The organism is Streptomyces iconiensis (genome assembly GCF_028657195.3).
GTDB classification, from domain to species: Bacteria; Actinomycetota; Actinomycetes; order Streptomycetales; family Streptomycetaceae; genus Streptomyces; species Streptomyces iconiensis.
The window spans coordinates 91,028-111,993 of record NZ_JANCPR020000020.1 but is presented as its reverse complement, the minus strand read 5'-3'; the positions used below and the strand labels follow the sequence as shown (position 1 = coordinate 111,993).

Here is a 20,966-nt window from a genome sequence, read left to right as displayed (position 1 = left end):
CGGGCCCTCCCCGCGGAGGATTCGGCCGCGGAGTCATCCCTGAGAAGTAGGTCTCTTGGGCAATGCCCTGGCCGGACAGGCGGACGCGGGCCGGGCGAGAGCGCAGCACAATTGCTCGGGTGGAGACGGAAGACCGGCGCGACCGACATCAGCAACTCATCGACGCGCTACGCCCGGAGGCGAAGGCGGCCCCGCTGTCGCGGCGAGCCGTGCGCGCCGATGTGGTGCTGGCGTTCGTACTGACCGTCATTGCCCTGTTCCTGGCGGCGCGCTGTCCCGGCGAAGGGCCGGTGTACATCAACCCGCCTACGGTGGACGCCGGGACCGGGGTCCCGGCCCCGCCCTCGCCGCCCGACCCTGGTCGGGCGCCCGTGGAGGAAGAACCCTCCTCCGCGCCCTGGGCCCTGGTCGTCTTGTCGACGCTGCCGCTGGCGGCCCGGCGCCGGTATCCGCTGACCTTGTTCGTGGTGGTGCTGGGCGCAGCACTGGCCATCGGCGGCTCCGCCTCCTGGATCACCGTCCTGGCCTGTGTCATCGGTGCCTACAGCGCGGTCGTGTACAGCCGTTACCGGATATCGGCGATCGCCGTCCTGGTGATCGCCGCCGCACTGTCCGGCTTCGCTTTCCGCAACGCGGAACCCGTGCTACCCGGATGGTCCAGCCCGGGGTTCGTGCTCCTGGTGGCAGGGATGCTGGCCAGCCTCGTCCGCTTTCTGCAACTGCGGCTGGCCTCCAGCCGGGACCGGGTGGCAGAACTGCAGGCCGCTCAGGAGGAGGCCACGCGCCGCGCCGTCGAAGAGGAGCGTGCCCGCATTGCCGCCGAACTGCACGACGTGGTGACCCACAATGTGAGCGTGATGGTGATCCAGGCCGGCGCGGCCCGCAAAGTGATGGACATGGCGCCCGAGCAGTCGAAGGAGGCACTGCTCGCCGTCGAGGCGGGCGGTCGGGCCGCCATGGCCGAACTCCGCCACGTGATGGGCCTGTTGGCCGCCCCGGCCCACGAGAGGCCCGACGCCCTGGAGCCCCAGCCGGGGCTCGCACAGCTCGACGCGCTCGTCGCACGAGTACGCGCCGCCGGTACGCCCGTGAGCGTCGAGGTGTCGCTGCCGCCGGATCCGCTGCCACCGGGGGTGGACCTCGCGGCGTATCGCGTCGTACAGGAGGCGCTGACCAACACGATCAACCATGCGCGCGGCGCGCGGGCGTCCGTCGCCATCAGCTACACCGACGACTGTCTGGAGATCGAGACCACGGACACCGGCGGCGCCAAGGACTCCCCACCGGTGCAGAGCAACGGCCGTGGCCACATGGGGCTGCGCGAGCGGTTGGCCGTCTACAAGGGCGAGTTGACAGCCGGACCGACGCCGACCGGCGGCTACCGGGTGACGGCCCGCATCCCACGGAGCGCGGTATGACCGCGGACCGGCCACCTCTGCGCGCCGTCATCGCCGACGATCAAGCCCTCGTACGCACCGGTTTCAAGATGATCCTGGCTGCGGACGGCATCGAGGTGACAGCCGAGGCCGCCGACGGGGCCGACGCTGTCGCAGCGGTTCGCCGTACGCGGCCCGACGTCGTCCTCATGGACATCCGGATGCCGGAGATGGACGGCATCGAGGCCACCAGGCGCATCATCGGCGACGCCGGCCCGGCCGGAACCCGGGTCATCATCCTCACCACATACGACCTCGACCACTACGTCTACGCCGCGCTCACGGCCGGCGCCAGCGGCTTCCTGCTCAAGGACGTCACTCCCGAACACCTGGTCTCCGCCCTACGCCTGGTGCAGACCGGCGACGCTCTCCTCGCGCCCACGATCACCCGTCGGCTGATCGAGCGCTTCGCCCCTCACGACGAACCGCAGACCATCGCCCCGCACCGCGATCTGTCCGGCCTGACCCCGCGCGAGCTCGAAGTGCTCCGCCTCCTCGCGACGGGCCTCAGCAATGCCGAACTCGCCTCCCGGCTGTTCCTCAGCCCGACCACGGTCAAAAGCCACGTCGGCCGCATCCTGTCGAAGCTGGACCTGCGCGACCGCGTCCAGGCCGTCGTCTTCGCCTATGAGACAGGGCTGATCGCCCCGGGCGGGGGCGCCTAGATGATTGATGCGCTTTGGCCTCTGTCCGGAATGGCGAAGAGTGCCCAGAATCGGTGGTGTTGAACACCGGCTCGACCCGAGGGACGCGCTGTGAACACCGATCTGGACACCCTTCTTATCGCACTGTACGTCGAGCTGGACGACGGCATCATCCCCTCGCGGGGGCCTCGTACCGGGCCCGGTCATCCGCTGGAGGTCACCGACGCCGAGCTGGTCTGCCTGGCCGTCGCCCAGGTCCTGCTGCGCTACGACGACGAGCGGCACTGGCTCCGCTCCGCTCCCGCGCTGGTCGGCCACCTCTTCCCGCGCCTGCTCTCGCAAAGCGAGTACAACCGGAGGCTGCGTGCGGTCGGCGGCCTGCTGGAGGAAGCCCTGCGCCGACTGGCGTCCCGTACCCCCTCCAGCGCCGATGCGGTGCGGCTGTGGGACGGCACCCCGGTGCCGTGCGGAGCGTCCCGCGAGACCGCGAAACGCTCCGACCTGGCCGGATGGGCGGGCTATGGCATGGACAAGTCCCACCACCGCTTCTACTGGGGCGCCGAACTGATGCTGGTCTGCGCACCGGACGGCCTGGTCACCGGCTTCATCCTGGTCAACCCGAAACTCGTCAAGGAACGCGATGCGATACGGACGATGTTCGCGCTGGCCAAGAACCGGCCCGAGCCGGGCACCACCGGAGTGTGCGACAAGGGCTTCGCCGGAGCCGGGTTCGAGGCCGACATGTCCACGCTCGGGATCACCGTGATCCGCCCGGCCCGCAAGGACGAGACCGACCCGGGGATCTTCCCGCAGTGGCTCCGCCAGCGCATCGAGTCGGTGAACTGGACCCTCAAGAGCCAACTCGGCCTGGAAAACCACGGCGGACGCACCCGGCCCGGACTGTGGGCCAGGGTCCTCCAGCGACTCCTGGCCCTCAACGCGGCGATCTGGCACAACTGGGCCTGCCGAGCCGACAGGAAACGATCACTGATCCACTACGACCACCCCACCCCACTGACCAGCACATAAAAGCGCATCAACCATCTAGAGGAGGGCTCCGCCCCCCTCTAGGACTCCCCCCGCCCGTATCGGGACCAGCCCTGAAGTAAGGGGGGCCCGATTTCGGGGTTGTTGCTCTGTTGGGGTGCGGGCACTTCAGGGCGGGCCCGGATACGGGCGGGGGAGTCCAGAGGGGGCGGAGCCCCTTTTGGCGGGGGGATTGCCGGGGGGCGGAGCCCCCCGACGCCCGGCCGGCGAGGCCAACGGGGTAAGGGGCGAAGCCCCATTAGGAACGGAAAGGCGGGGACTGGCCGGTCAGGAAACGGCGGGGCGTGGGCCGCAGGCCCGATAGGGAGGGGGGCATGGGCCGCAGGCCCGAAGAGAAGGGGAGGAGACTTAGGCGTACCGGCGCAGTTCGTGGCGGGCGAGTGATCGTTGGTGCACCTCGTCGGGCCCGTCGGCAAGCCGCAACGTACGGGCGCCGGCCCACAGCTCGGCCAGTGGGAAATCCTGGGACACACCCCCGGCGCCGTGCAACTGAACGGCGTCATCGAGGATGCCGACCACCGCACGAGGCGTGGCGATCTTGATCGCCTGGATCTCGGTGTGCGCGCCCCGGTTCCCGACCGTGTCCATCAGCCACGCAGTCTTCAGCACGAGCAGCCGCAACTGCTCGACCTGAACCCGCGCATCGGCGATCCAGCCCTGCACAGCGCCCTGCGCAGCGAGCGGCTTGCCGAACGCGGTGCGGGAGACGGCCCGCCGGCACATCAGCTCGATCCCCCGCTCGGCCATCCCGATGAGCCGCATGCAGTGATGGATGCGGCCAGGACCGAGCCGGGCCTGCGCGATGGCGAAGCCGCCCCCTTCCTCGCCGACGAGGTGCGAAGCGGGAACGCGTACGTCGTGGAAGACGACCTCGGCGTGCCCTCCGTGGTAGTGGTCCTCGTACCCGTAGACGGTCATCGCGCGCCGCACTTCGACACCGGGGGTGTCACGCGGGACGAGGATCATGGACTGCTGGCGGCGGACGTCGGCGCCGTCGGGATCGGTCTTGCCCATGACGATGAAGATCTGGCAGTCGGGGTTCATCGCGCCGGAGATGTACCACTTCCGCCCCGTGATGACGTACGAGTCGCCCTCGCGCCGGATCCGCGTGCCGATGTTCGTCGCGTCCGAGGAGGCCACCTCGGGCTCGGTCATGGCGAAGGCGGAGCGGATCTCTCCGGCGAGCAGCGGCTCCAGCCAGCGCTCGCGCTGTTCGGGGGTGCCGAACTCGGCGAGCAGCTCCATGTTCCCGGTGTCGGGGGCCGCGCAGTTGAGCGCGGTCGGCGCCAGCTGCGGGCTGTGCCCGGTGATCTCGGCGAGCGGCGCGTACTGGAGGTTGGTGAGCCCCGCACCGTAGGCGGGGTCGGGCAGGAAGAGGTTCCACAGGCCCAGCTTCTTCGCGGTGTCCTTGAGTTCACCGACCACGGGCGGGGTGAGCCACGGCGAGTCCAGCTGGGCCCGCTGCTCGTCCACCACGCGCTCGGCGGGCCGTACGTGCTCGTCCATGAAGGCGAGCAGCCGCTCGCGCAGCTCTTCGGTACGGGCGTCGTATGCGAAGTCCATGTGCTGCCTCAGCCCTTCCGTAGGGTGGTGAGTCCGTTGTCGATGAAGACCGGGACGAGCGCGCCGATCCGGTCGAAGCCCGCGCCGACGGTCTGGCCGAGCGTGTAGCGGTAGTGGATGCCCTCAAGGATCACGGCGAGCTTGAAGTAGGCGAACGCCGTGTACCAGTTGATGCGGGACACGTCGCGCCCCGACGCACGCGCGTAGCGCTCGATCAGCTCGGCTGCCTCCGGGTGCCCCGGGGCGCCGCTGGTGGTGCTGACGGGGGAGCCGGGCAGGTCCAGCTCGCTGTACATCGACAGCAGTCCCAGATCGGTCAGCGGGTCACCGAGGGTGGACATCTCCCAGTCGAGAACGGCCGTGATCCGGTCGTCCGTGCTTTCCGTGTGCACCAGAACGTTGTCGAGCCGGAAGTCGCCGTGCACGACGGCCGGTTCGGGCGAGGCGGGCAGCGCACGCGCGAGCGCGGTGTGCAGCTCGTCGATGCCGTCCAGCTCACGGTTGCGGGACGCCTCCAGCTGCTTGCTCCACCGCCGCAGTTGCCGCTCAAGGAACCCTTCGGGCCGCCCGAAGTCGGCCAGCCCCACCCGGGCGGGGTCGACGGAGTGCAGCGCGACCAGCGTGTCGGGCAGCGAGAGCACGATGCGCCGGGTGCGCTCGGGTCCCAGCGGTACGAGCTGTTCGGCCGTGCGGTACGGCGTGCCGTCCACGTGCTCCATCACATAGAACGGCGCCCCGAGCACCTCGGGGTCCTCGCACAGCAGCACCGTTCCCGGAACAGGGACTTCCGTCTCGCGCAGTGCGCTGATGACCCGGTGCTCGCGCCCCATGTCATGTGCGGTGGCCAGCACATGTCCGAGCGGAGGACGCCGTACGACCCAGCGGGAGGCGCCGTCGGTGACGCGGTACGTCAGATTCGACCGCCCGCCCTGCACGACCTCGGCTTCCAGCGGGCCGCGTACCAGACCGGGGCGCTCACGCTCCAAGTGCTCGGCCAGCCTTGCCAGGTCGAGTCCGGGCGGGTTCTGTTCGCTCATCGTGCGCGCTCCTCTGCGTCGGTCGCCCCGATCATGCCGACTAGTCGGTATGGCGTCCAGGGGTTGCCGCCGAGACGGTGGCCACAACGCCGCGCGGGCCGCCCCCACCGGCCCTAGGCCAGCACGACGAGTGCCGTGATCAGCAGGCCGGCGAGGACCAGCACGATGAGCGCGAGGCCCGTCGGATTGCGGTGGTTGAGCACGTATCCGTTCTTCGCCTTGCTGTCGCGGACGAAGAGCGGCTCTTCTTTGTCACCCAGTGGCATGCCCGAAGGCTAACGGCTCGGGCTCCCGCTGCCCGAACGTGCGAGCGCTGCCCTCGCCTCGGCGACGGTCCGCTCGGGCGGTCCCTCGATGGGGATCGCCGCACCCCGCTCGTCCTCCTCCAGTGGCTCCAGCGCCTCGAACTGGGAGCGCAGCAGGCTGGGCGGCATGAAGTGCCCCTTGCGCTGCTCAAGGCGCTCCGAGATCAGCTCGTAGGAGCCGTCCAGATGGAGAAAGAAGAGCCGGGGCGAGGCACGCCTGAGCCGGTCGCGGTAGCGCCGCTTGAGCGCGGAGCAGACCAGGACGGCGCCGCCGCCGGCGTGCTCGGCCAGCCAGTCGGCCATCGCGGCCAGCCACGGCGCCCTGTCCTCGTCGTCCAGCGGGACACCGGCCGACATCTTGTCGATGTTCGCCCGCGGGTGGAATCCGTCGGCGTCCGCGAACGCCACCCCGAGCTGCGGGGCCAGCGCCTCCCCGATCGTCGTCTTGCCGGAGCCGGAGACCCCCATCACCACGACCAGTGGCCCCCCGCGCGGTGTGCGGCGTCCCTGACCGTCACTCAACGAACTGTCCACAGCAGCATCACCCCTACACCGATCAACACCAGGAGGCAGATCAGGGTTCCCCGTACCTCGGCCGCTCCCATCGTGACGGGCTGTGTCTCCGCGAGTCTTCCGATGCGCCGGTGCGCGCCGAGCAGCAGTGCCAGCCACGCGAGTGCCCCGAGAGCAGCCGCCAGCACGGCGACCGCCGTTCCCCGCACGACAGCCACCCGTACCGCGAGTGCCACCGCGACGGCGCACGTCAACGTCGTTCTCCGCCAGGCCAACCGGGTGCGTTCCGGCTGTGCGCCGGGGTCCCTCGGGTGCGGTACCCGCGGTCCGTCCTCCGCGCTCATGCCGGGCTCACCTGCCCGCGTAGCCGAACACCACGGCCACGATCACCAGCACGGCGGCGACCGTCGTGCCCAGGGCGAGCAGTACGGGGAAGCGGGAGGAGGGGAGGTCCTCGCCGCGGCGCATGGCGCGTTCGCAGCGCACCCAGTGGTTCACGGCGCGCAGTGCGCATGCCGCGGCTCCCGCGAGCAGGGCGATGGCGATCGTCGTCCGTACGCCCCAGCGCAGATGTGTGAGGAACTGGTCGACGGCGATACCGCCCGCCACCAGCGCCAGCGCCGTGCGGATCCAGGCCAGGAACGTCCGTTCGTTGGCGAGCGAGAAGCGGTAGTCGGGAGTGGTGCCCTCGCTCTTGATCCTCTCGGGCGCGAACCAGAGGCTGAGGGCCGCCAGGGTGTTCCTGATCATGTCCCGAGCGTATGTGTCCCCGCGGTACGGACCTGCCACCGGGCCCGGCGGGGTCCCGCCACGGGGACCGGGCTCTCAGGAGTGCAGGCGGCGGTGGCACTCCAGACCGTCGGGTACCACGTCCCAGGTGGGGAGGCGGGCCTCAAGGGTGTCGGGGGGCAGCCAGTCCCACCAGGCGACCTCCTCGGCCTGGGGGTGTACGGGGAGCGCGCAGACGACCTCGTACACCCGAAGGAACCAGGAGTGCTCCGGCGTCTCGAAGAGGAACTTGAAACGGAACTCGGGCATGGGCAGTCCCGTGACGCCCAGTTCCTCCTCGGCCTCGCGCAGGGCCGCCGCGTCGTACGACTCGCCCGCGCCCACCACGCCACCGACGACCACGTCGTACATCGAGGGGAAGATCAGCTTGGTGGGGGTGCGCCGGTGGACGAAGATCCGGCCCTCGGGGTCGCGTACCTGGATCGACGTACTGCGGTGCCGCAGACGGTGTGCGTACACCTCGCCCCGCAGTCTCTGGCCCATCACGCGGTCCTGTTCGTCCACGATGTCCAGAAGTTCATCCGCCGAGCGTGACTGTGCGTCCATGGTGACCATGAAAGCACCCGGCGCCCCAGGGGGTGCCATGGGCCGGACAGGGAGGTTACTCTCCGGTCACCAGACCGTTCGGGTGTGCGAGAAGGTGGGCAGCATGGCGTACGACGCCGAGGTGATCGTGATCGGGGCCGGGCTCGCGGGCCTCGCGGCCACCGCCGAACTGGCCGAGGCGGGGCGGCGGGTGATCCTGCTCGACCAGGAGCCCGAGCAGTCCCTCGGCGGCCAGGCGCACTGGTCCTTCGGCGGGCTGTTCTTCGTGGACTCCCCGGAACAGCGCCGCCTGCGGATCAAGGACAGCCGCGAACTGGCCTGGCAGGACTGGCTGGGCACCGCGGCCTTCGACCGTCCCGAGGACCACTGGCCGCGCCGCTGGGCGGAGGCGTACGTCGACTTCGCGGCGGGGGAGAAGCGGGCCTGGCTGCGCTCCCAGGGGCTGAAGATCTTCCCCGTCGTCGGCTGGGCCGAGCGCGGCGGCTACGACGCGACGGGGCACGGCAACTCCGTGCCCCGCTTCCACATCACCTGGGGCACGGGCCCGGGGCTCGTCGAACCGTTCGAGCGGCGCGTGCGTGCCGGTGTGGCCCGCGGCCTGGTCGACCTGCGCTTCCGGCACCGGGTCACCGGGCTCTCCCGTACGGCGGGCGCCGTGGACACCGTCAGCGGCGAGCTGCTCGCGCCCAGTGCGGCGCCGCGCGGTACGGCCAGCGGCCGGGAGGTGGCCGGTTCCTTCGAGCTGCGCGCGCAGGCCGTGATCGTCACCTCGGGCGGCATCGGCGGCAACCACGACCTCGTACGCGCCAACTGGCCCGAGCGGCTGGGCACTCCGCCGGCCAAGCTGCTCTCCGGTGTGCCCGCGCATGTGGACGGGCTGATGCTCGGCATCACCGAGAGCGCGGGCGGGCGGGTCATCAACCGTGACCGGATGTGGCACTACACCGAGGGCATCGAGAACTGGAACCCCATCTGGGCCCGGCACGGGATCCGTATCCTGCCCGGACCCTCCTCGCTGTGGCTGGATGCCACGGGCAAGCGGCTGCCCGTACCGCTCTTCCCGGGGTTCGACACGCTGGGCACGCTCGACCACATCATGCACAGCGGGTACGACCACACGTGGTTCGTGCTCAGCCAGAAGATCATCGAGAAGGAGTTCACGCTCTCCGGTTCCGAGCAGAACCCCGACCTCACGGGGCGTTCCGTGCGGGACGTGCTCGGGCGGGCCAGGGCGGGAGCGCCGGGTCCCGTGCGTGCCTTCATGGAGCGCGGCGCCGACTTCATCGTCGAGCGTGACCTGGGGACGCTGGCGCGCAAGATGAACGAACTGACAGGTGAGAAGCTGATCGACGCCGAGGAGCTGCGGCGCGAAGTGACCGCGCGCGACCGGGAGATGAGAAACCCGTTCACCAAGGACCTCCAGGTCGCCGCCGTCCACGGTGCCCGCAGGTACCTCGGCGACAAGCTGATCCGGGTGGCCTCGCCGCACCGGCTGCTGGACCCGGACGCAGGTCCTCTCATCGCCGTGCGGCTCAACATCCTGACGCGCAAGTCGCTGGGCGGGCTGGAGACGGACCTGTCATCGCGTGTGCTGACGGAGGGTGGCACGCCGCTGCCGGGCGTCTACGCGGCAGGGGAGGCCGCCGGGTTCGGCGGTGGCGGCGTACACGGGTACCGCTCGCTGGAGGGCACCTTCCTGGGCGGGTGCCTCTTCTCGGGCCGGACGGCCGGCCGTGCGGCGGCACGCGCCGTGAGCTGAGCGCCGGCCGGGGACGCGGGGACGGGTCCTGAAGGCGGCGCGCACGGGGGGCCCGGGACGCCGAGGCGGGGCCTGAAGGCGGCGCGTACGAGGGGCCGGGGCACGGGGCCGTGCGGCGATCGCGCGGCCCTTCTCACGTTCGGTGAGCGGACACGGCAGCGGGGTCAACGGACGACTTCTGGCCAACTTAGTGTCAGGCTCCTGACACGCGGGGTCACTGGTGCCATCGTTCAGCACGCCGAGGCGCCGCACCCCCACAGACACCCCCCCCGTAGCGCTCCGGCGACTTCCTCCCACGCGTACACACAGCTCCACCTGTTCTGCCATCTCTCGCAGAAGGAGTTCAGCGTGCGTAAGAGAAACACCCCCCGAAGACGTGCCACCGTTGGTGGTGCGCTGGTCGCCGCGGCTGCGATGGTCGCGGTGGGCATGCAGAGCGGTACCGCCTCTGCAGGTCCCGACGCGAGCAAGCTCGGCAAGCCTGACGCCGGGGAGCTTCCCGTGAAGCTCTCGGCGCCGCAGCGCGCCGGTCTGCTCAAGGCGGCGAGCGAGACCAGGGCCGAGACCGCCGAGGTGCTGAAGCTCGGCGCCGAGGAGCAGCTCAAGCCCCGCGATGTCGTGAAGAACGCGGACGGCTCCGTGCACACGCGCTACGAACGGACCTACGCGGGACTGCCCGTGCTGGGCGGCGACCTGGTCGTCCACGAGACCAAGGGCGGCAAGGTCGAGGGCGTCACCAAGGCGACGAAGGCCAAGATCGAGGTCGCCACGACCAAGGCGGCCGAGGCGGCACCGTCCCTGAAGAAGAAGGCGGCCGAGCCCCGCAAGGTGATCTGGGCGGCGCAGGGCAAGCCGGTGCTGGCCTGGGAGACCGTCGAGGGCGGCAAGCAGAAGGACGGCACGCCCAACGAACTGCACACGATCACCGACGCGAAGAGCGGCAAGAAGCTGTTCTCGTACCAGGGCGTGCACAACGGCACGGGCAACAGCCAGTACAGCGGGAAGGTCACCCTCGGTACCGCGGGCTCCAGCGGGTCGTACAGCATGAGCGACACCGCGCGTGGCGCGCACAAGACGTACAACCTCAACCGCGGCACCTCCGGCACCGGAACGCTGTTCACGGACGCCGACGACATCTGGGGTGACGGCACACCCGCCAACGCGCAGACCGCGGGCGTCGACGCGCACTACGGCGCGGCGCTCACCTGGGACTACTACAAGAACGTGCACGGCCGTTCCGGTATCAGGGGCGACGGCGTCGGCGCGTCCACGCGGGTCCACTACGGCAACAACTACGTCAACGCCTTCTGGCAGGACTCCTGTTTCTGCATGACCTACGGGGACGGGGCGGGCAACCAGAAGCCGCTGACGTCCATCGACGTGGCGGCGCACGAGATGACCCACGGTGTCACCTCGGCCACGGCCAGGCTGATCTACAGCGGTGAGTCGGGCGGCCTCAACGAGGCGACCTCCGACATCTTCGCCGCCGCGGTCGAGTTCAACGCCAACAACCCCAACGACCCGGGTGACTACCTCGTCGGCGAGAAGATCGACATCAGGGGCAACGGCACCCCGCTGCGCTACATGGACAAGCCCAGCAAGGACGGGCAGTCCAAGGACAACTGGTACGCCGGGATCGGCAACATCGACGTGCACTACTCGTCCGGCGTCGCCAACCACTTCTTCTACCTGCTGAGTGAGGGCAGCGGCGTCAAGGAGATCAACGGCGTCCGCTACGACTCGCCGACCTACGACAACCTCCCGGTCAGCGGCATCGGCATCAAGGACGCCGAGAAGATCTGGTTCAAGGCGCTCAGCGAGAAGATGACCTCGAACACCAACTACGCCGCGGCGCGCACCGCCACGCTCTCCGCCGCGAGCGACCTGTTCGGGCAGACCAGCGCGCAGTACACCGCCGTCGCCAACGCCTGGGCGGCCGTGAACGTCGGCACCCGCCCGGGACCCGGACCAGGCCCCGGTGACGGTTACGAGAACACCACCGCGTACCGCATCCCCGACCCGGGCACCGTGGACTCACCGATCAGCGTCACCCGGGACGGCAACGCGCCCAGCGCCCTCAAGGTGGGCGTGGACATCACCCACACCTACCGGGGCGACGTGCGCCTCGACCTGATCGCGCCGGACGGCTCGGCGTACCGCCTGAAGAACACCAGCTCCAGCGATTCGGCCGACAACGTGAAGGAGACCTACACCGTCAACGCCTCCTCGGAGAAGGCGACGGGCACCTGGAAGCTCCGCGTCACGGACATCTACCGCACCGACGCGGGCACCCTCAACTCCTGGAAGCTCACCTTCTGATCCTGGCACTCACCCTCTGACCAGCGCGGCGAACGGTACGGCCTGAACGGTTCAACGCGCCCCGGGAGCACCTGAGTTGACGCTCCCGGGGCGCACCGCTTCCCGGTCGGCAGCACTCCGCAAGGCAACACTTGACGTGACCGGTTCAGTCCGGTTGGGTGATCGCTGACCATGACTCCTCCACCTCCTCCCCTCACCTTCCGCCGCTCCGGCGACGGGCGGCGATGCGACCCCGCGCTGGACGACGGGCCGTTACGCGCCGCCCGCGACGCCTTCGTCCAGGGGCACTGGGCAGAGGCGCGCGGCCTCCTCCTGGAGACCGGCGAACGCTGGGACCTGCGCGGGCACCGCGTCACCGCACTCGCCATGACCCCGGCCGCCGAGGCGTGGGCCCGTGAATGGCAGCTGACAGAGCCCGACAGCGCGCATGCCGCGACCCTCCTCGCCTGCGCCTCCACGCTCCGCGCCGTACGCGGCAAGCAGGATCCCCACGTCGCCCGCGCGGCCATCGGCGCCGCCGTGCGCCATGCGCCGGCCGACCCCACGCCCTGGCTCGCGCTGCTGCTGCTCTTCCGCGCCACCGCCACCTCCGAGGACTGCCGGCACGCCTACGAGGAGCTGTCGGCGCGGCACCCCGAGCACCACCACGCGCACCACCTCATGGCCGCCGCCCTGGCCGAAAAGGGCACCGGGGTCTACGACTTCGCCGCCGAGACGGCCGAACGCGCGCCCGCCGACTGCCCGTTGGCGCTGCTTCCCGTCGTGGCACACGCCGAGCGCTTCCGCGTCCTGGTGGCGCAGGGACAGAGCGATCCGGACGCCACCGGGGCCGGCCACTGGCAGGGGCGGTACCCCCAGCAGATCGTGCGCGCCGCCTTCAACTGGTGGCTGGAATGGGGCGCCGAGGACCGTAACCCGCGCCGTCTGGTCGACCTCAACCATCTCGCGCACGCGAAGTTCCACGAGGGCCGCATGGCCGAGGCAGCGGCCCTCTTCCAGCGCATCGGCCCCCATGTCACCCCCGAGCCGTGGTCGTTCTCCGGGCGTGATCCGCACAAGGTCTTCCGCGCGGCGCACAAGGCCGCACTCGGCTCCGCCTGACCACCGCACAGCGCACACGCACCATCCAGCCAGCGCAGCACCCAGCCACCGCACCCTGGAGAGGACGTTCCCGCCATGCTCACCGGCAGTCAGCCGTCACCACCGCAGGAGATCAGCACCTTCAAAGGCCAGGAACAGGCGTCCCTGCGCGCGGGCCGCCTGGGCACGGCGGGGCTCCTGCTGTCCGTGCTCGCCGCCACGGCACCGCTGATGACCGTCGCCGGCGTCATGGCCACGACGTACGCCGTGATGGGCGTCGTCGGGCTGCCGCTGCTCTTCGTCATCCTCGGCGTGATCATGGCGCTGTTCGGCATCGGCTACGCCGAGATGAGCCGCCATGTGCACAACGCGGGTGCCTTCTACGCCTACATCGCCCGCGGCCTCGGCGGCCTGGCGGGAGCCGCGGCCTCCTATGTCGCACTCGTCGCCTACAGCGCGCTCCAGGTCGGCGTCTACGGCATCTTCGGCTTCGAAGTCTCCGTCCTGTGCGAGAAGTTCTTCGACCTGACCGTCTCCTGGTGGATACCCGCGCTTCTCGCGCTGCTGCTCACCGGGGTCCTCGGCGCCCTCAAGATCGACCTCAACGCCAAGGTGGTCGGCATCGTGCTGATCGTCGAGGTGCTGCTCGTCCTGGTCATCGACTTCGCCTACGCGGCCGACCCGGGCCCCGAGGGCCTTTCGCTGCACGCCTTCAACCCGGACACCCTCACGGGCGCCGGGCTCGGTACCGCGCTCTGCTTCACCGTCGCCGCCTTCCTCGGCTTCGAACAGGCCCCCGTCTACGCGGAGGAGACCGACAGACCGCAGACCGTCGTGCGCCGCGTGATGTTCCTCGCGGTCGGCATCATCGCCGTCTTCTACGCGCTCACCGCCTGGCTGATCAGCGTCGCCACAGGCCCGGGCGGCGTCGTGGACGCGGCCAGGAAGGAGAGTTCGGGGCTCATCTTCACGCTCGCCGAACCGCGCCTGGGCACCGCGTTCACCGATGTGCTGCACATCTTCTTCGTGACCGGTGCCTTCGCCTGCATGCTCGCCTTCCACAACGTCGTGTCGCGCTACGCCTTCGCCATGGGCCGCGAAGGGCTGCTGCCCCGCGCCGTGGGCCGCGCTTCCGCCAGCACGGGAGCGCCCGCCTTCGGCTCCCTGCTCCAGACGCTGATCTCCGTCGTGGTCGTCGGCGCCTTCGTGATCACCGACGACAAGCCGGACGGCGACCCCACAGCGCCCGTGCTGCGGCTGTTCACCTGGATGGGGAACGTGGGAGCGCTCGGCGTGATCCTCCTGATGACCGTCACCTCGGTCGCGGTCATCGCCTTCTTCTCGCGGCGCGGAGCGGCACGGGTCCAGGCGGGAAGGCTGCTGTGCTCGGGGCTCGCGGCGCTCGGGCTCGGCTTCGTGTTCGTCTACGCGGTCAAGGACTTCGATGTGCTGCTGGGCGCGGGCCCCGACTCCGTGCTGGGCTGGGTGCTGCCCGGCATCATCGGCGTGGCGGCACTCGTCGGACTCACCGTCGGCCTTGTCCTGCGGTCGAGGAGGCCGCAGGTCTTCGCCCGCATCGGGCTGGGAAACCAGGCGTTCGAACTGGAGAAGCAGGCGGAGAAGGCCGCCTCGGACGGGCACTGAACTCCCGTACGGGGTGCGGGCGTTGCGGACGGTGGGGGTTCGTGCGCCTCAGCCGTCAGCCGGCCGGCAGCGGTCGCACAGCCCCCACCAGACGATCTCCGCCTCGTCGATACGGAACCCCTTGTCCTCCGCCGGATCCAGGCAGGGCGCACGGCCGACGGTGCAGTCCACGTCCTCGATGCGTCCGCAGCCACGGCACACCAGATGGTGATGGTTGTCGCCGACCCGCAACTCGTACCGCGCGGGGGATCCGGCGGGCTCGATGCTGCGGACCAGTTCGGCGCGCGTGAGGTCGTCGAGCACGTTGTAGAGGCCCTGCCGGGAGAGCCCGCCGGGCGCCGTCGTCGCGGTGCCGACACCGATGCGGTGTTCCAGTTCGGCCGCCGTGGAGTGCGCGTGGCCGCGCAGGGCTTCCAGTACGGCGCGGCGCTGCACCGTGCTGCGCAGCCCCCTGGACCGCAGCAGTTCGCCCGCCTGTTCCATGCCGTCGTCACACCCTTCGCGGTCGAACGCGGGCACCGCGCGGATGCCCCTGTGAGCCCGGCTGCACTGTAAGCAGCAGAATTGACCCGGTCAAGACAGGCCGGGTCCGTACGCCGGAGCGGCGGGGGCGTGGCTCAGCCGACGTTCTCGGCCGCGTGGCAGGTCAGGCAGACCGCCCGGCGTGCGGGCAGATCGCTGGTCGACTTGCCGGTTCCGCGCACCAGGTGGACGAGCGCCTGCGTGACGCGTCCGTGCTCGGGGCAGATGACGAGGTTGCAGCGGGAGCAGACGCCGATGGGCGTCGTATCGCTGCGGCCGTTCTGGTCGCAGTCGTAGCACTTCATGGGGGAACTCCGTGCGGGTCGGGGATCGGGGCGCGCGCTCGCCGGGCGCGGGCAGCGGTCCGGCGTACCGGAGCGGCGGCGCGTCCGCGCATGACTGAAGGGGCGGCACAACCGCGTGGAAAGAGGGAGCAGTCGTCCACCGGTGCGCGAACACGACATTAACCCGCTAAATTGGACTGAGTCAATTCTGGCTTCGGCGGGGGATTCGGCCGGGGAATTCGGCGGGAGGATTCGGCGGGGAAGGGGCCCGCTTCGGGTTACGGGGCCTGGCTCAGCGCGGCCTCGCCGGGGGCGCAGGCTTCGCGCAGGGCCGCCAGTTCTTCCGGGGGCAGCCGCAGTGCGGCGCCGCGCCGTGACGGGTCGAGCAGGGCGGCGCCGGTGTCGAGCCAGGAGGGCAGCGGCTCGACCCCGGCGAACCGCGCGAGGCGTGCCAGCTCCCTGTGGGGCGCCTCCAGCAGCTGTTCGTAGGAGAGCGTCGTGGCGGATCCGGAGGGCAGGGCCGCCAGATTCTCCGTACCCTCCCGTACGAGCTGCGACCACAGCGCTGCGAACCGTACGACCGGCAACGGCCGTTCCAGGACGAGTGCGGGGTCGAAGCGCTCCGAGAGCAGCGGCGCGAGGTGCGGCGGCAGCGCCGCGGCGTGTGCGGGCGTCAGGTCGGCGAGGGAGCCGACCCCCGCTGTCTCCGCTGCCTCCAGCAGTTGCGTGATCATGCGGTATCCGGGGTGCCGGGACATGGATACGGCGCAGTCGGGGCCGTCCCTGTGCAGGTGCACGAAGCGCGCGGAGGGGAAGTGCCGGTGGAACAGCGGAACGTTCCCGACCGAGTACCCGGACCGTTCGACGGCCGCGCCGGCCGCTGCCCCGTCACCTGCCGTGCTCGCGGTACGCGCCGTATCAGCGGTACGCGCCGAATCGGCGGTATGTGCCGCGAGCACGTCGAAGAGGGCCTCCCAGTGCTGGGCGCACGGCTGCTCGGGCCTGCCGGCGATCTCCGCTTCCAGCGCGTCGAGAAGGCCGTCGGGGTCCTCGGTGAGGTGCGGGAGGACCATCAGGCTCAGCGCGGGAATGCCGGTCGTCTCGGCGGAGTAGCGGCCGGGGGAGCGGTTGTAGAGGAACTCGGGGAGCGGTGCCCCGCTGCGGATCATGCTGTCGAAGACCGGATGGGGCGCGGTGACGCGTGCCCAGAACTCCCGCCCCGGCAGGGGCTCTTCGCACAGCGTGGCGGGGCGGAGCGAGGTGGCACCCAGTTCGTTGAGGCTGAGCACGTCGGGGTGCTCGCGCAGGATCCTGGAGAGCGCGGTGGAGCCGCTGCGCCCCGTCCCGACCACGAACGTCAGTGTCCTCACGTCTGCCCGTCCCCTCTCACCGCGACTCACCGCGGAAGTCTCGACGGCGGAAGGCTCATCCGCGGAAGTCCACCGGGGCCGCCGTACGCCGGAACTCGTAGAACTCCCGTACGCCCGCCATCAGCAGCGTGCCGTCCCAGAGCCTGCCCGCAGCCTCCCCGCGCGGTGCCGGTGAGACACACGGCCCGAAGAACGCGGTCCGCTCGCCCTCCTCGCCCTCGCGCACGGCGATGACCGGCGTGCCCACGTCAGCGCCGACCAGGCCGATGCCCCGGGCGTGCGAGGCACGTACGGCGGCGTCGTACGTGTGCGTCCCCGCCGCCTGGGCGAGTTCACGCGGGAGGCCCGCCTCGGCGAGCGCGTCGGGGAGCACGGTCTCCCAGTTCCAGTCACCGTGCCCGTGGACACGGCTGCCGAAGGCGGTGAAGAAGTCGCCGAGCGCACGCTGTCCGTGCCGCTCCTGTACGGCGGCGCAGACCCGTACGGGCATCCACAGATAGCCGTCGGTGTCGCCCTCGGGGTCCACCTCGCGCGCCTCGTTGAGCACCGACAGGCTCATCACGTGCCAGCGCACCTCCACGTCCCGCACGCGCTCGACCTCGCGGATCCAGCGCGAGGTGATCCAGGTGTAGGGGCAGGCGGGATCGAACCAGAAGTCCGCGATCCGCGTACGCCGGGCCGCCCGTGCGGCGGAAGTGGGGGTAGGGCTCACTGCGCGTTGCCTCCGGGTGTGTGGTTTCCGTTGCCTACGGCGATTCCGTCGCCTACGGGGTTTCCGCCGGGCCCGCGGATGCCGCCGCGTTCGCGGTGCTCGCGGTGTCCGCCGCGGTCATCCTTCACCGGTCCCGTCGCGCCCGCCGGTCCCGTCCTCTCCCCGGTGGCTGCCCCCGTTCCCGCCGTCACTGCCATCACTGCCGTCCCCGCTGTCCCTGCTGTTTACGTCCTCGCTGTCCCGGCCGTCCGGGCTGATTCCGTCCTCGCTGTCTTCGCGTTCCCCGGGCAGCGGAACGCTCCAGACGACGCGGGTGCCGGACATGCAGCGTTCGCCTTCGTTCTCCTTGGTCCGGCCGGTCCGCTCGATGTCGCCCGGCGCCACCGTCAGCTGCCCGCCGAGGAGTTCGGCACGCGAGCGCATGTTGGCCAGGCCGCCGGTCTGCGGGCTGTCGCCGATGCCCACGCCGTCGTCGGCGACCTCCAGGGTGATCCTCTCGCCGACGGTCAGCACGACGTCGACACGGTGCGCGCGTGCGTGCCGCACGATGTTGCTGAGCGCCTCGGCGAGCACGGCGCCGAGATGCTCGCCCGCTTCGGCAGGCACATCGGTGTCGACCGGGCCCTCCATACGCAGCGCCGGCATGAAACCCAGCCGCTCGGCGGCGTCGCCGATGGCCTTCGCGACGGTTCTGCGCAAGCTGGTGCCGGGGGCACTGTGCCCCTGGCCGGAGGAGCGCAGCGCGAAGATGGTCGAGCGGATGATCTTGATCGTCTCGTCCAGATCGTCCACGGCACGCCCCACGCGCTCGGCCGCCTCGGGTCTGTCGATGAGCCGGCCGGCGCTCTGGAGGGTCATGCCGGTCGCGAACAGCCGCTGGATGGCCAGGTCGTGCAGATCACGGGCGATCCTGTCGCGGTCGTGCAGCAGCGCCAGCTGCTCGGACTCGTCCCGGTGCTGGGCGAGTTCGAGCGCGAGAGCCGCCTGTGCCGCGAAGTCCGAGAGGAGGCCGACCTCGGTCTCGTCGTATGGCGGACGCCCGTTGAGCCTGCTCAGGCGCAGCGCCCCGGGCGCGTGCTTCTGGGCCAGCAGGGGCACGGCGACGGCGGGTCCGTGCGCGTTCTCCACGCCGGGGAAGGCGTGTGTGCGCGGGTCGTTCTTGATGTCGGAGGTCACGGCGGACTCGCCCATACGTGCCGCGAGGCCGGGCAGCGTGTTGTCGTAGGAGGCCAGGAGGCCCGTCAGATCCTTCGACAGCGCGCCGACGGCCACATGGACCCGCAGCCGGTCCGTCGCCGGGTCGGGAAGCAGCACACAGGCCGAGTCCGACTGCGCGACCTCCATCGCGTGCCAGGCGATCAGCCGCAGCACCTCGCCGGACGAGGCGCCGCTCAGCAGCAGTCTGGTGATCTCTCCGAGCGCTTCCAGCCACTGCTCGCGGCGGCGGCTCTCCGCGTACAGGCGCGCGTTGTCGACCGCGACGCCCGCCGCCACGGCGAGCGTGGTGACGACGGCCTCGTCGTCCGCGTCGAACTGGGCTCCGCCGCGCTTCTCGGTGAGATACAGGTTCCCGAACACCTCGTCGCGCACCCGTACGGGCACACCGAGGAAGGAGCGCATCGGCGGATGGTGCGCGGGGAAGCCGTGGCTGGCGGGGTGCGCGGTCAGGTCGGTCAGCCGCAGCGGCTCGGGGTGCCGGATCAGCTCGCCGAGAATGCCGTGCCCCGAGGGCAACGGGCCGATGCGCGCGGCGACTTCCTCCGAGATGCCGACCGGCAGGAAGTTGGACAGCCGCCTGCCCTCGCCGATGACGCCCAGCGCCCCGTACTCCGCGTTGGTCAGCGCGAGCGCCGCCTGAACGATTCGGCGCAGCACCTGCGCGAGGTCCAGCTCCCGGCCGACGCTGAGCACGGCCTCCAGCAGACCGTGCATCCTGTCCTGGGTGGTGCGGGCCGCGTCCAGTCGTGTCTGCAACTCGTCGAGCAGCTCATCGAGCCGGAAGTGGGGCAGCTCTTCCCGGTATCCCCGGTCCTGGCCTTGATCCTGGCCTTGATCCTGGCCTTGGTCTTGGTCGGCAGAGTCCGTCATACGACCTCCGTGCGACAGCCGGGCGCCCGCCTGCACCCCGGGACCGCAGTGTACGGCGGAAACCCCTTGCTCCACCGGGTCGTTGGCACGTTCCGAGCGGGAAGGCGGGATTCCGCGCAGGTGCCGAACGGCCCTTCCTTGGGGCACCGACGTGCCGCAGGCTGTGGGCGTACCGAGGAGGTCCAGTGCCAGAACCACACGCCAGGGACGGCTCGCCCATCCGCGTCTTCCTGCTCGACGATCACGAGGTCGTCCGCAGAGGTCTGCGCGACATGCTGGACGCCGAGCCCGACATGGCCGTCGTGGGCGACGCGGCGGACGCGCGGCAGGCGCTGGCGCGGGCACCCGCCGTGCGCCCCGACGTGGCGGTGCTGGACGTGCGACTGGGCGGCACGGACCAGGAGGGTGACCACGCGGGCATCGAGGTGTGCCGCGAACTGCGCACGCTCATGCCCGAGTTGGTCTGCCTGATGCTGACGTCCTTCGACGACGACGAGGCACTCTTCGACGCCATCATGGCGGGCGCGTCCGGCTATGTCCTCAAGCAGATCAAGGGCGCCGACCTCGTCACCGCGATCCGTACCGTCGCGTCGGGCACCTCGCTCCTCGACCCGAGTGCGACGGGACGCGTCATGGCCCGGCTCCGCGCACGTGAGCACCAGCCGGGCCCGCCCGAGCTGGCCCGGCTCTCGACGCGCGAGCGCGAGGTGCTGGAACTGATCGGTGAGGGGCTCACCAACCGGCAGATCGGGGAGCGGCTCTACCTCGCGGAGAAGACCGTCAAGAACCGCATCTCCTCGATCCTGGCCAAGCTCGGTGTCGGCCGCCGCGTGCAGGCTGCCGTGATCGCCGAGCGCATCAGGGACACCGGCAGCTGACCCACCTGTCCGCCGCCGGAAGTGCGCTGTACGCTGCGCGCGGCATGATCCGGTGTCGGTTCAGGGAGGGTGCATGCGGCGGGTGGCCCAGGTGATACGAGTACGGCCCGAACGGCTGGAGGAGTACAGGCAGTTGCACCGCGCGGTACCGGAACCCGTGCTGGAGCGGCTGCGCGCGAGCGGGATCGCCAACTACTCCATCCATCTGCTGGGCGACCGGCTCTTCAGCTACTTCGAGTACCACGGCGACGGTCTGGACGCCGACCTCGCCGCGGTCGCGGCCGACCCGGCGACCCAGGAGTGGTGGAAGCTCACCGACCCCTGCCAGGAGCCCGTGCCCGAGGCGCGCGAGGGGGAGTGGTGGGCACCCATGGAGCGGGTCTTCCTCATGGAATGACCGGGCTCAGGGGACACCGGTTTCTGGGAACGA

At 70.6% G+C, this 20,966-nt stretch carries 21 protein-coding genes; 9 read left to right on the top strand and 12 right to left on the bottom strand.

What is annotated here, in order from left to right; all coding sequences use genetic code 11:
* Window positions 1-119: 119 nt before the first annotated feature.
* From NMN56_RS21045 to NMN56_RS21035, 3 genes are all read left to right on the top strand, one after another.
* A complete protein-coding gene (locus NMN56_RS21045; protein ID WP_274041935.1) occupies window positions 120-1,418 on the top strand; it encodes a sensor histidine kinase in 1,299 nt (432 codons plus the stop codon).
* Window positions 1,415-2,101, top strand: coding sequence for a response regulator (locus NMN56_RS21040; RefSeq protein ID WP_274041936.1), 687 nt, complete (start codon window positions 1,415-1,417; stop codon window positions 2,099-2,101). The genes NMN56_RS21045 and NMN56_RS21040 overlap by 4 nt, the downstream gene beginning before the upstream one ends.
* Before the next feature lie 90 nt (window positions 2,102-2,191).
* Entirely contained in the window at window positions 2,192-3,109 is a 918-nt protein-coding gene (locus tag NMN56_RS21035; protein ID WP_283742500.1) for an IS982 family transposase, read from the top strand.
* A gap of 366 nt (window positions 3,110-3,475) precedes the next feature.
* Here the strand turns inward: NMN56_RS21035 and NMN56_RS21030 are convergent, their stop codons facing one another.
* The 7 genes from NMN56_RS21030 to NMN56_RS21000 form a co-directional block, all read right to left on the bottom strand.
* A complete protein-coding gene (locus NMN56_RS21030) occupies window positions 3,476-4,690 on the bottom strand; it encodes an acyl-CoA dehydrogenase family protein (RefSeq protein ID WP_274046514.1) in 1,215 nt (404 codons plus the stop codon).
* Between the two features lie 8 nt (window positions 4,691-4,698).
* Window positions 4,699-5,727 carry a phosphotransferase family protein gene (locus tag NMN56_RS21025; RefSeq protein WP_274046515.1) on the bottom strand — a complete coding sequence of 343 codons (1,029 nt, stop codon included), beginning with the start codon at window positions 5,725-5,727 and terminating at the stop codon, window positions 4,699-4,701.
* A 113-nt stretch (window positions 5,728-5,840) separates the two neighbouring features.
* Complete coding sequence (locus NMN56_RS21020; RefSeq protein WP_274046516.1) at window positions 5,841-5,993, bottom strand: hypothetical protein; 153 nt, start codon at window positions 5,991-5,993, stop codon at window positions 5,841-5,843.
* 9 nt (window positions 5,994-6,002) lie between these two features.
* Window positions 6,003-6,500: a gluconokinase gene (locus tag NMN56_RS21015; RefSeq protein ID WP_274046621.1), complete on the bottom strand. Its 498-nt coding sequence runs from the start codon at window positions 6,498-6,500 to the stop codon at window positions 6,003-6,005.
* Window positions 6,501-6,550: 50 nt separating this feature from the next.
* A complete protein-coding gene (locus tag NMN56_RS21010; protein WP_274046517.1) occupies window positions 6,551-6,889 on the bottom strand; it encodes a DUF202 domain-containing protein in 339 nt (112 codons plus the stop codon).
* 7 nt (window positions 6,890-6,896) lie between these two features.
* Window positions 6,897-7,295 carry a YidH family protein gene (locus tag NMN56_RS21005; protein ID WP_274046518.1) on the bottom strand — a complete coding sequence of 133 codons (399 nt, stop codon included), beginning with the start codon at window positions 7,293-7,295 and terminating at the stop codon, window positions 6,897-6,899.
* 75 nt (window positions 7,296-7,370) lie between these two features.
* On the bottom strand, window positions 7,371-7,880 hold the full coding sequence (locus tag NMN56_RS21000; RefSeq protein ID WP_274046519.1) for an NUDIX domain-containing protein: 510 nt from the start codon (window positions 7,878-7,880) through the stop codon (window positions 7,371-7,373).
* A gap of 103 nt (window positions 7,881-7,983) precedes the next feature.
* Here NMN56_RS21000 and NMN56_RS20995 point away from each other — a divergent pair, with 103 nt between their 5' ends.
* The 4 genes from NMN56_RS20995 to NMN56_RS20980 all read left to right on the top strand — a co-directional run bounded on the left by NMN56_RS20995 (window position 7,984) and on the right by NMN56_RS20980 (window position 14,682).
* Complete coding sequence (locus NMN56_RS20995) at window positions 7,984-9,639, top strand: FAD-binding dehydrogenase (protein ID WP_274046520.1); 1,656 nt, start codon at window positions 7,984-7,986, stop codon at window positions 9,637-9,639.
* Between the two features lie 414 nt (window positions 9,640-10,053).
* Entirely contained in the window at window positions 10,054-11,958 is a 1,905-nt protein-coding gene (locus tag NMN56_RS20990; protein WP_274046622.1) for a M4 family metallopeptidase, read from the top strand.
* Window positions 11,959-12,129: 171 nt separating this feature from the next.
* Entirely contained in the window at window positions 12,130-13,059 is a 930-nt protein-coding gene (locus tag NMN56_RS20985; RefSeq protein ID WP_274046521.1) for a hypothetical protein, read from the top strand.
* 75 nt (window positions 13,060-13,134) lie between these two features.
* Window positions 13,135-14,682 (top strand): APC family permease, encoded by a 1,548-nt coding sequence (locus NMN56_RS20980; RefSeq protein ID WP_274046522.1) that lies wholly within the window; start codon window positions 13,135-13,137, stop codon window positions 14,680-14,682.
* 48 nt (window positions 14,683-14,730) lie between these two features.
* Here the strand turns inward: NMN56_RS20980 and NMN56_RS20975 are convergent, their stop codons facing one another.
* The 5 genes from NMN56_RS20975 to NMN56_RS20955 form a co-directional block, all read right to left on the bottom strand.
* Complete coding sequence (locus NMN56_RS20975; protein ID WP_274046623.1) at window positions 14,731-15,165, bottom strand: Fur family transcriptional regulator; 435 nt, start codon at window positions 15,163-15,165, stop codon at window positions 14,731-14,733.
* 134 nt (window positions 15,166-15,299) lie between these two features.
* Window positions 15,300-15,509, bottom strand: a complete 210-nt coding sequence (locus NMN56_RS20970) for a DUF2180 family protein (protein WP_274046523.1) — start codon at window positions 15,507-15,509, stop codon at window positions 15,300-15,302.
* 257 nt (window positions 15,510-15,766) lie between these two features.
* Window positions 15,767-16,858, bottom strand: a complete 1,092-nt coding sequence (locus tag NMN56_RS20965; RefSeq protein ID WP_274046524.1) for a sulfotransferase — start codon at window positions 16,856-16,858, stop codon at window positions 15,767-15,769.
* 55 nt (window positions 16,859-16,913) lie between these two features.
* Window positions 16,914-17,570 carry a mycothiol-dependent nitroreductase Rv2466c family protein gene (locus NMN56_RS20960; protein ID WP_274046525.1) on the bottom strand — a complete coding sequence of 219 codons (657 nt, stop codon included), beginning with the start codon at window positions 17,568-17,570 and terminating at the stop codon, window positions 16,914-16,916.
* 117 nt (window positions 17,571-17,687) lie between these two features.
* On the bottom strand, window positions 17,688-19,658 hold the full coding sequence (locus NMN56_RS20955) for a GAF domain-containing sensor histidine kinase (protein ID WP_274046526.1): 1,971 nt from the start codon (window positions 19,656-19,658) through the stop codon (window positions 17,688-17,690).
* Between the two features lie 185 nt (window positions 19,659-19,843).
* Here NMN56_RS20955 and NMN56_RS20950 point away from each other — a divergent pair, with 185 nt between their 5' ends.
* Together NMN56_RS20950 and NMN56_RS20945 are read left to right on the top strand one after the other, a co-directional pair.
* Window positions 19,844-20,536 (top strand): response regulator, encoded by a 693-nt coding sequence (locus tag NMN56_RS20950; RefSeq protein ID WP_274046527.1) that lies wholly within the window; start codon window positions 19,844-19,846, stop codon window positions 20,534-20,536.
* 73 nt (window positions 20,537-20,609) lie between these two features.
* Window positions 20,610-20,933, top strand: a complete 324-nt coding sequence (locus NMN56_RS20945) for an L-rhamnose mutarotase (protein WP_274046528.1) — start codon at window positions 20,610-20,612, stop codon at window positions 20,931-20,933.
* Window positions 20,934-20,966: the final 33 nt, after the last annotated feature.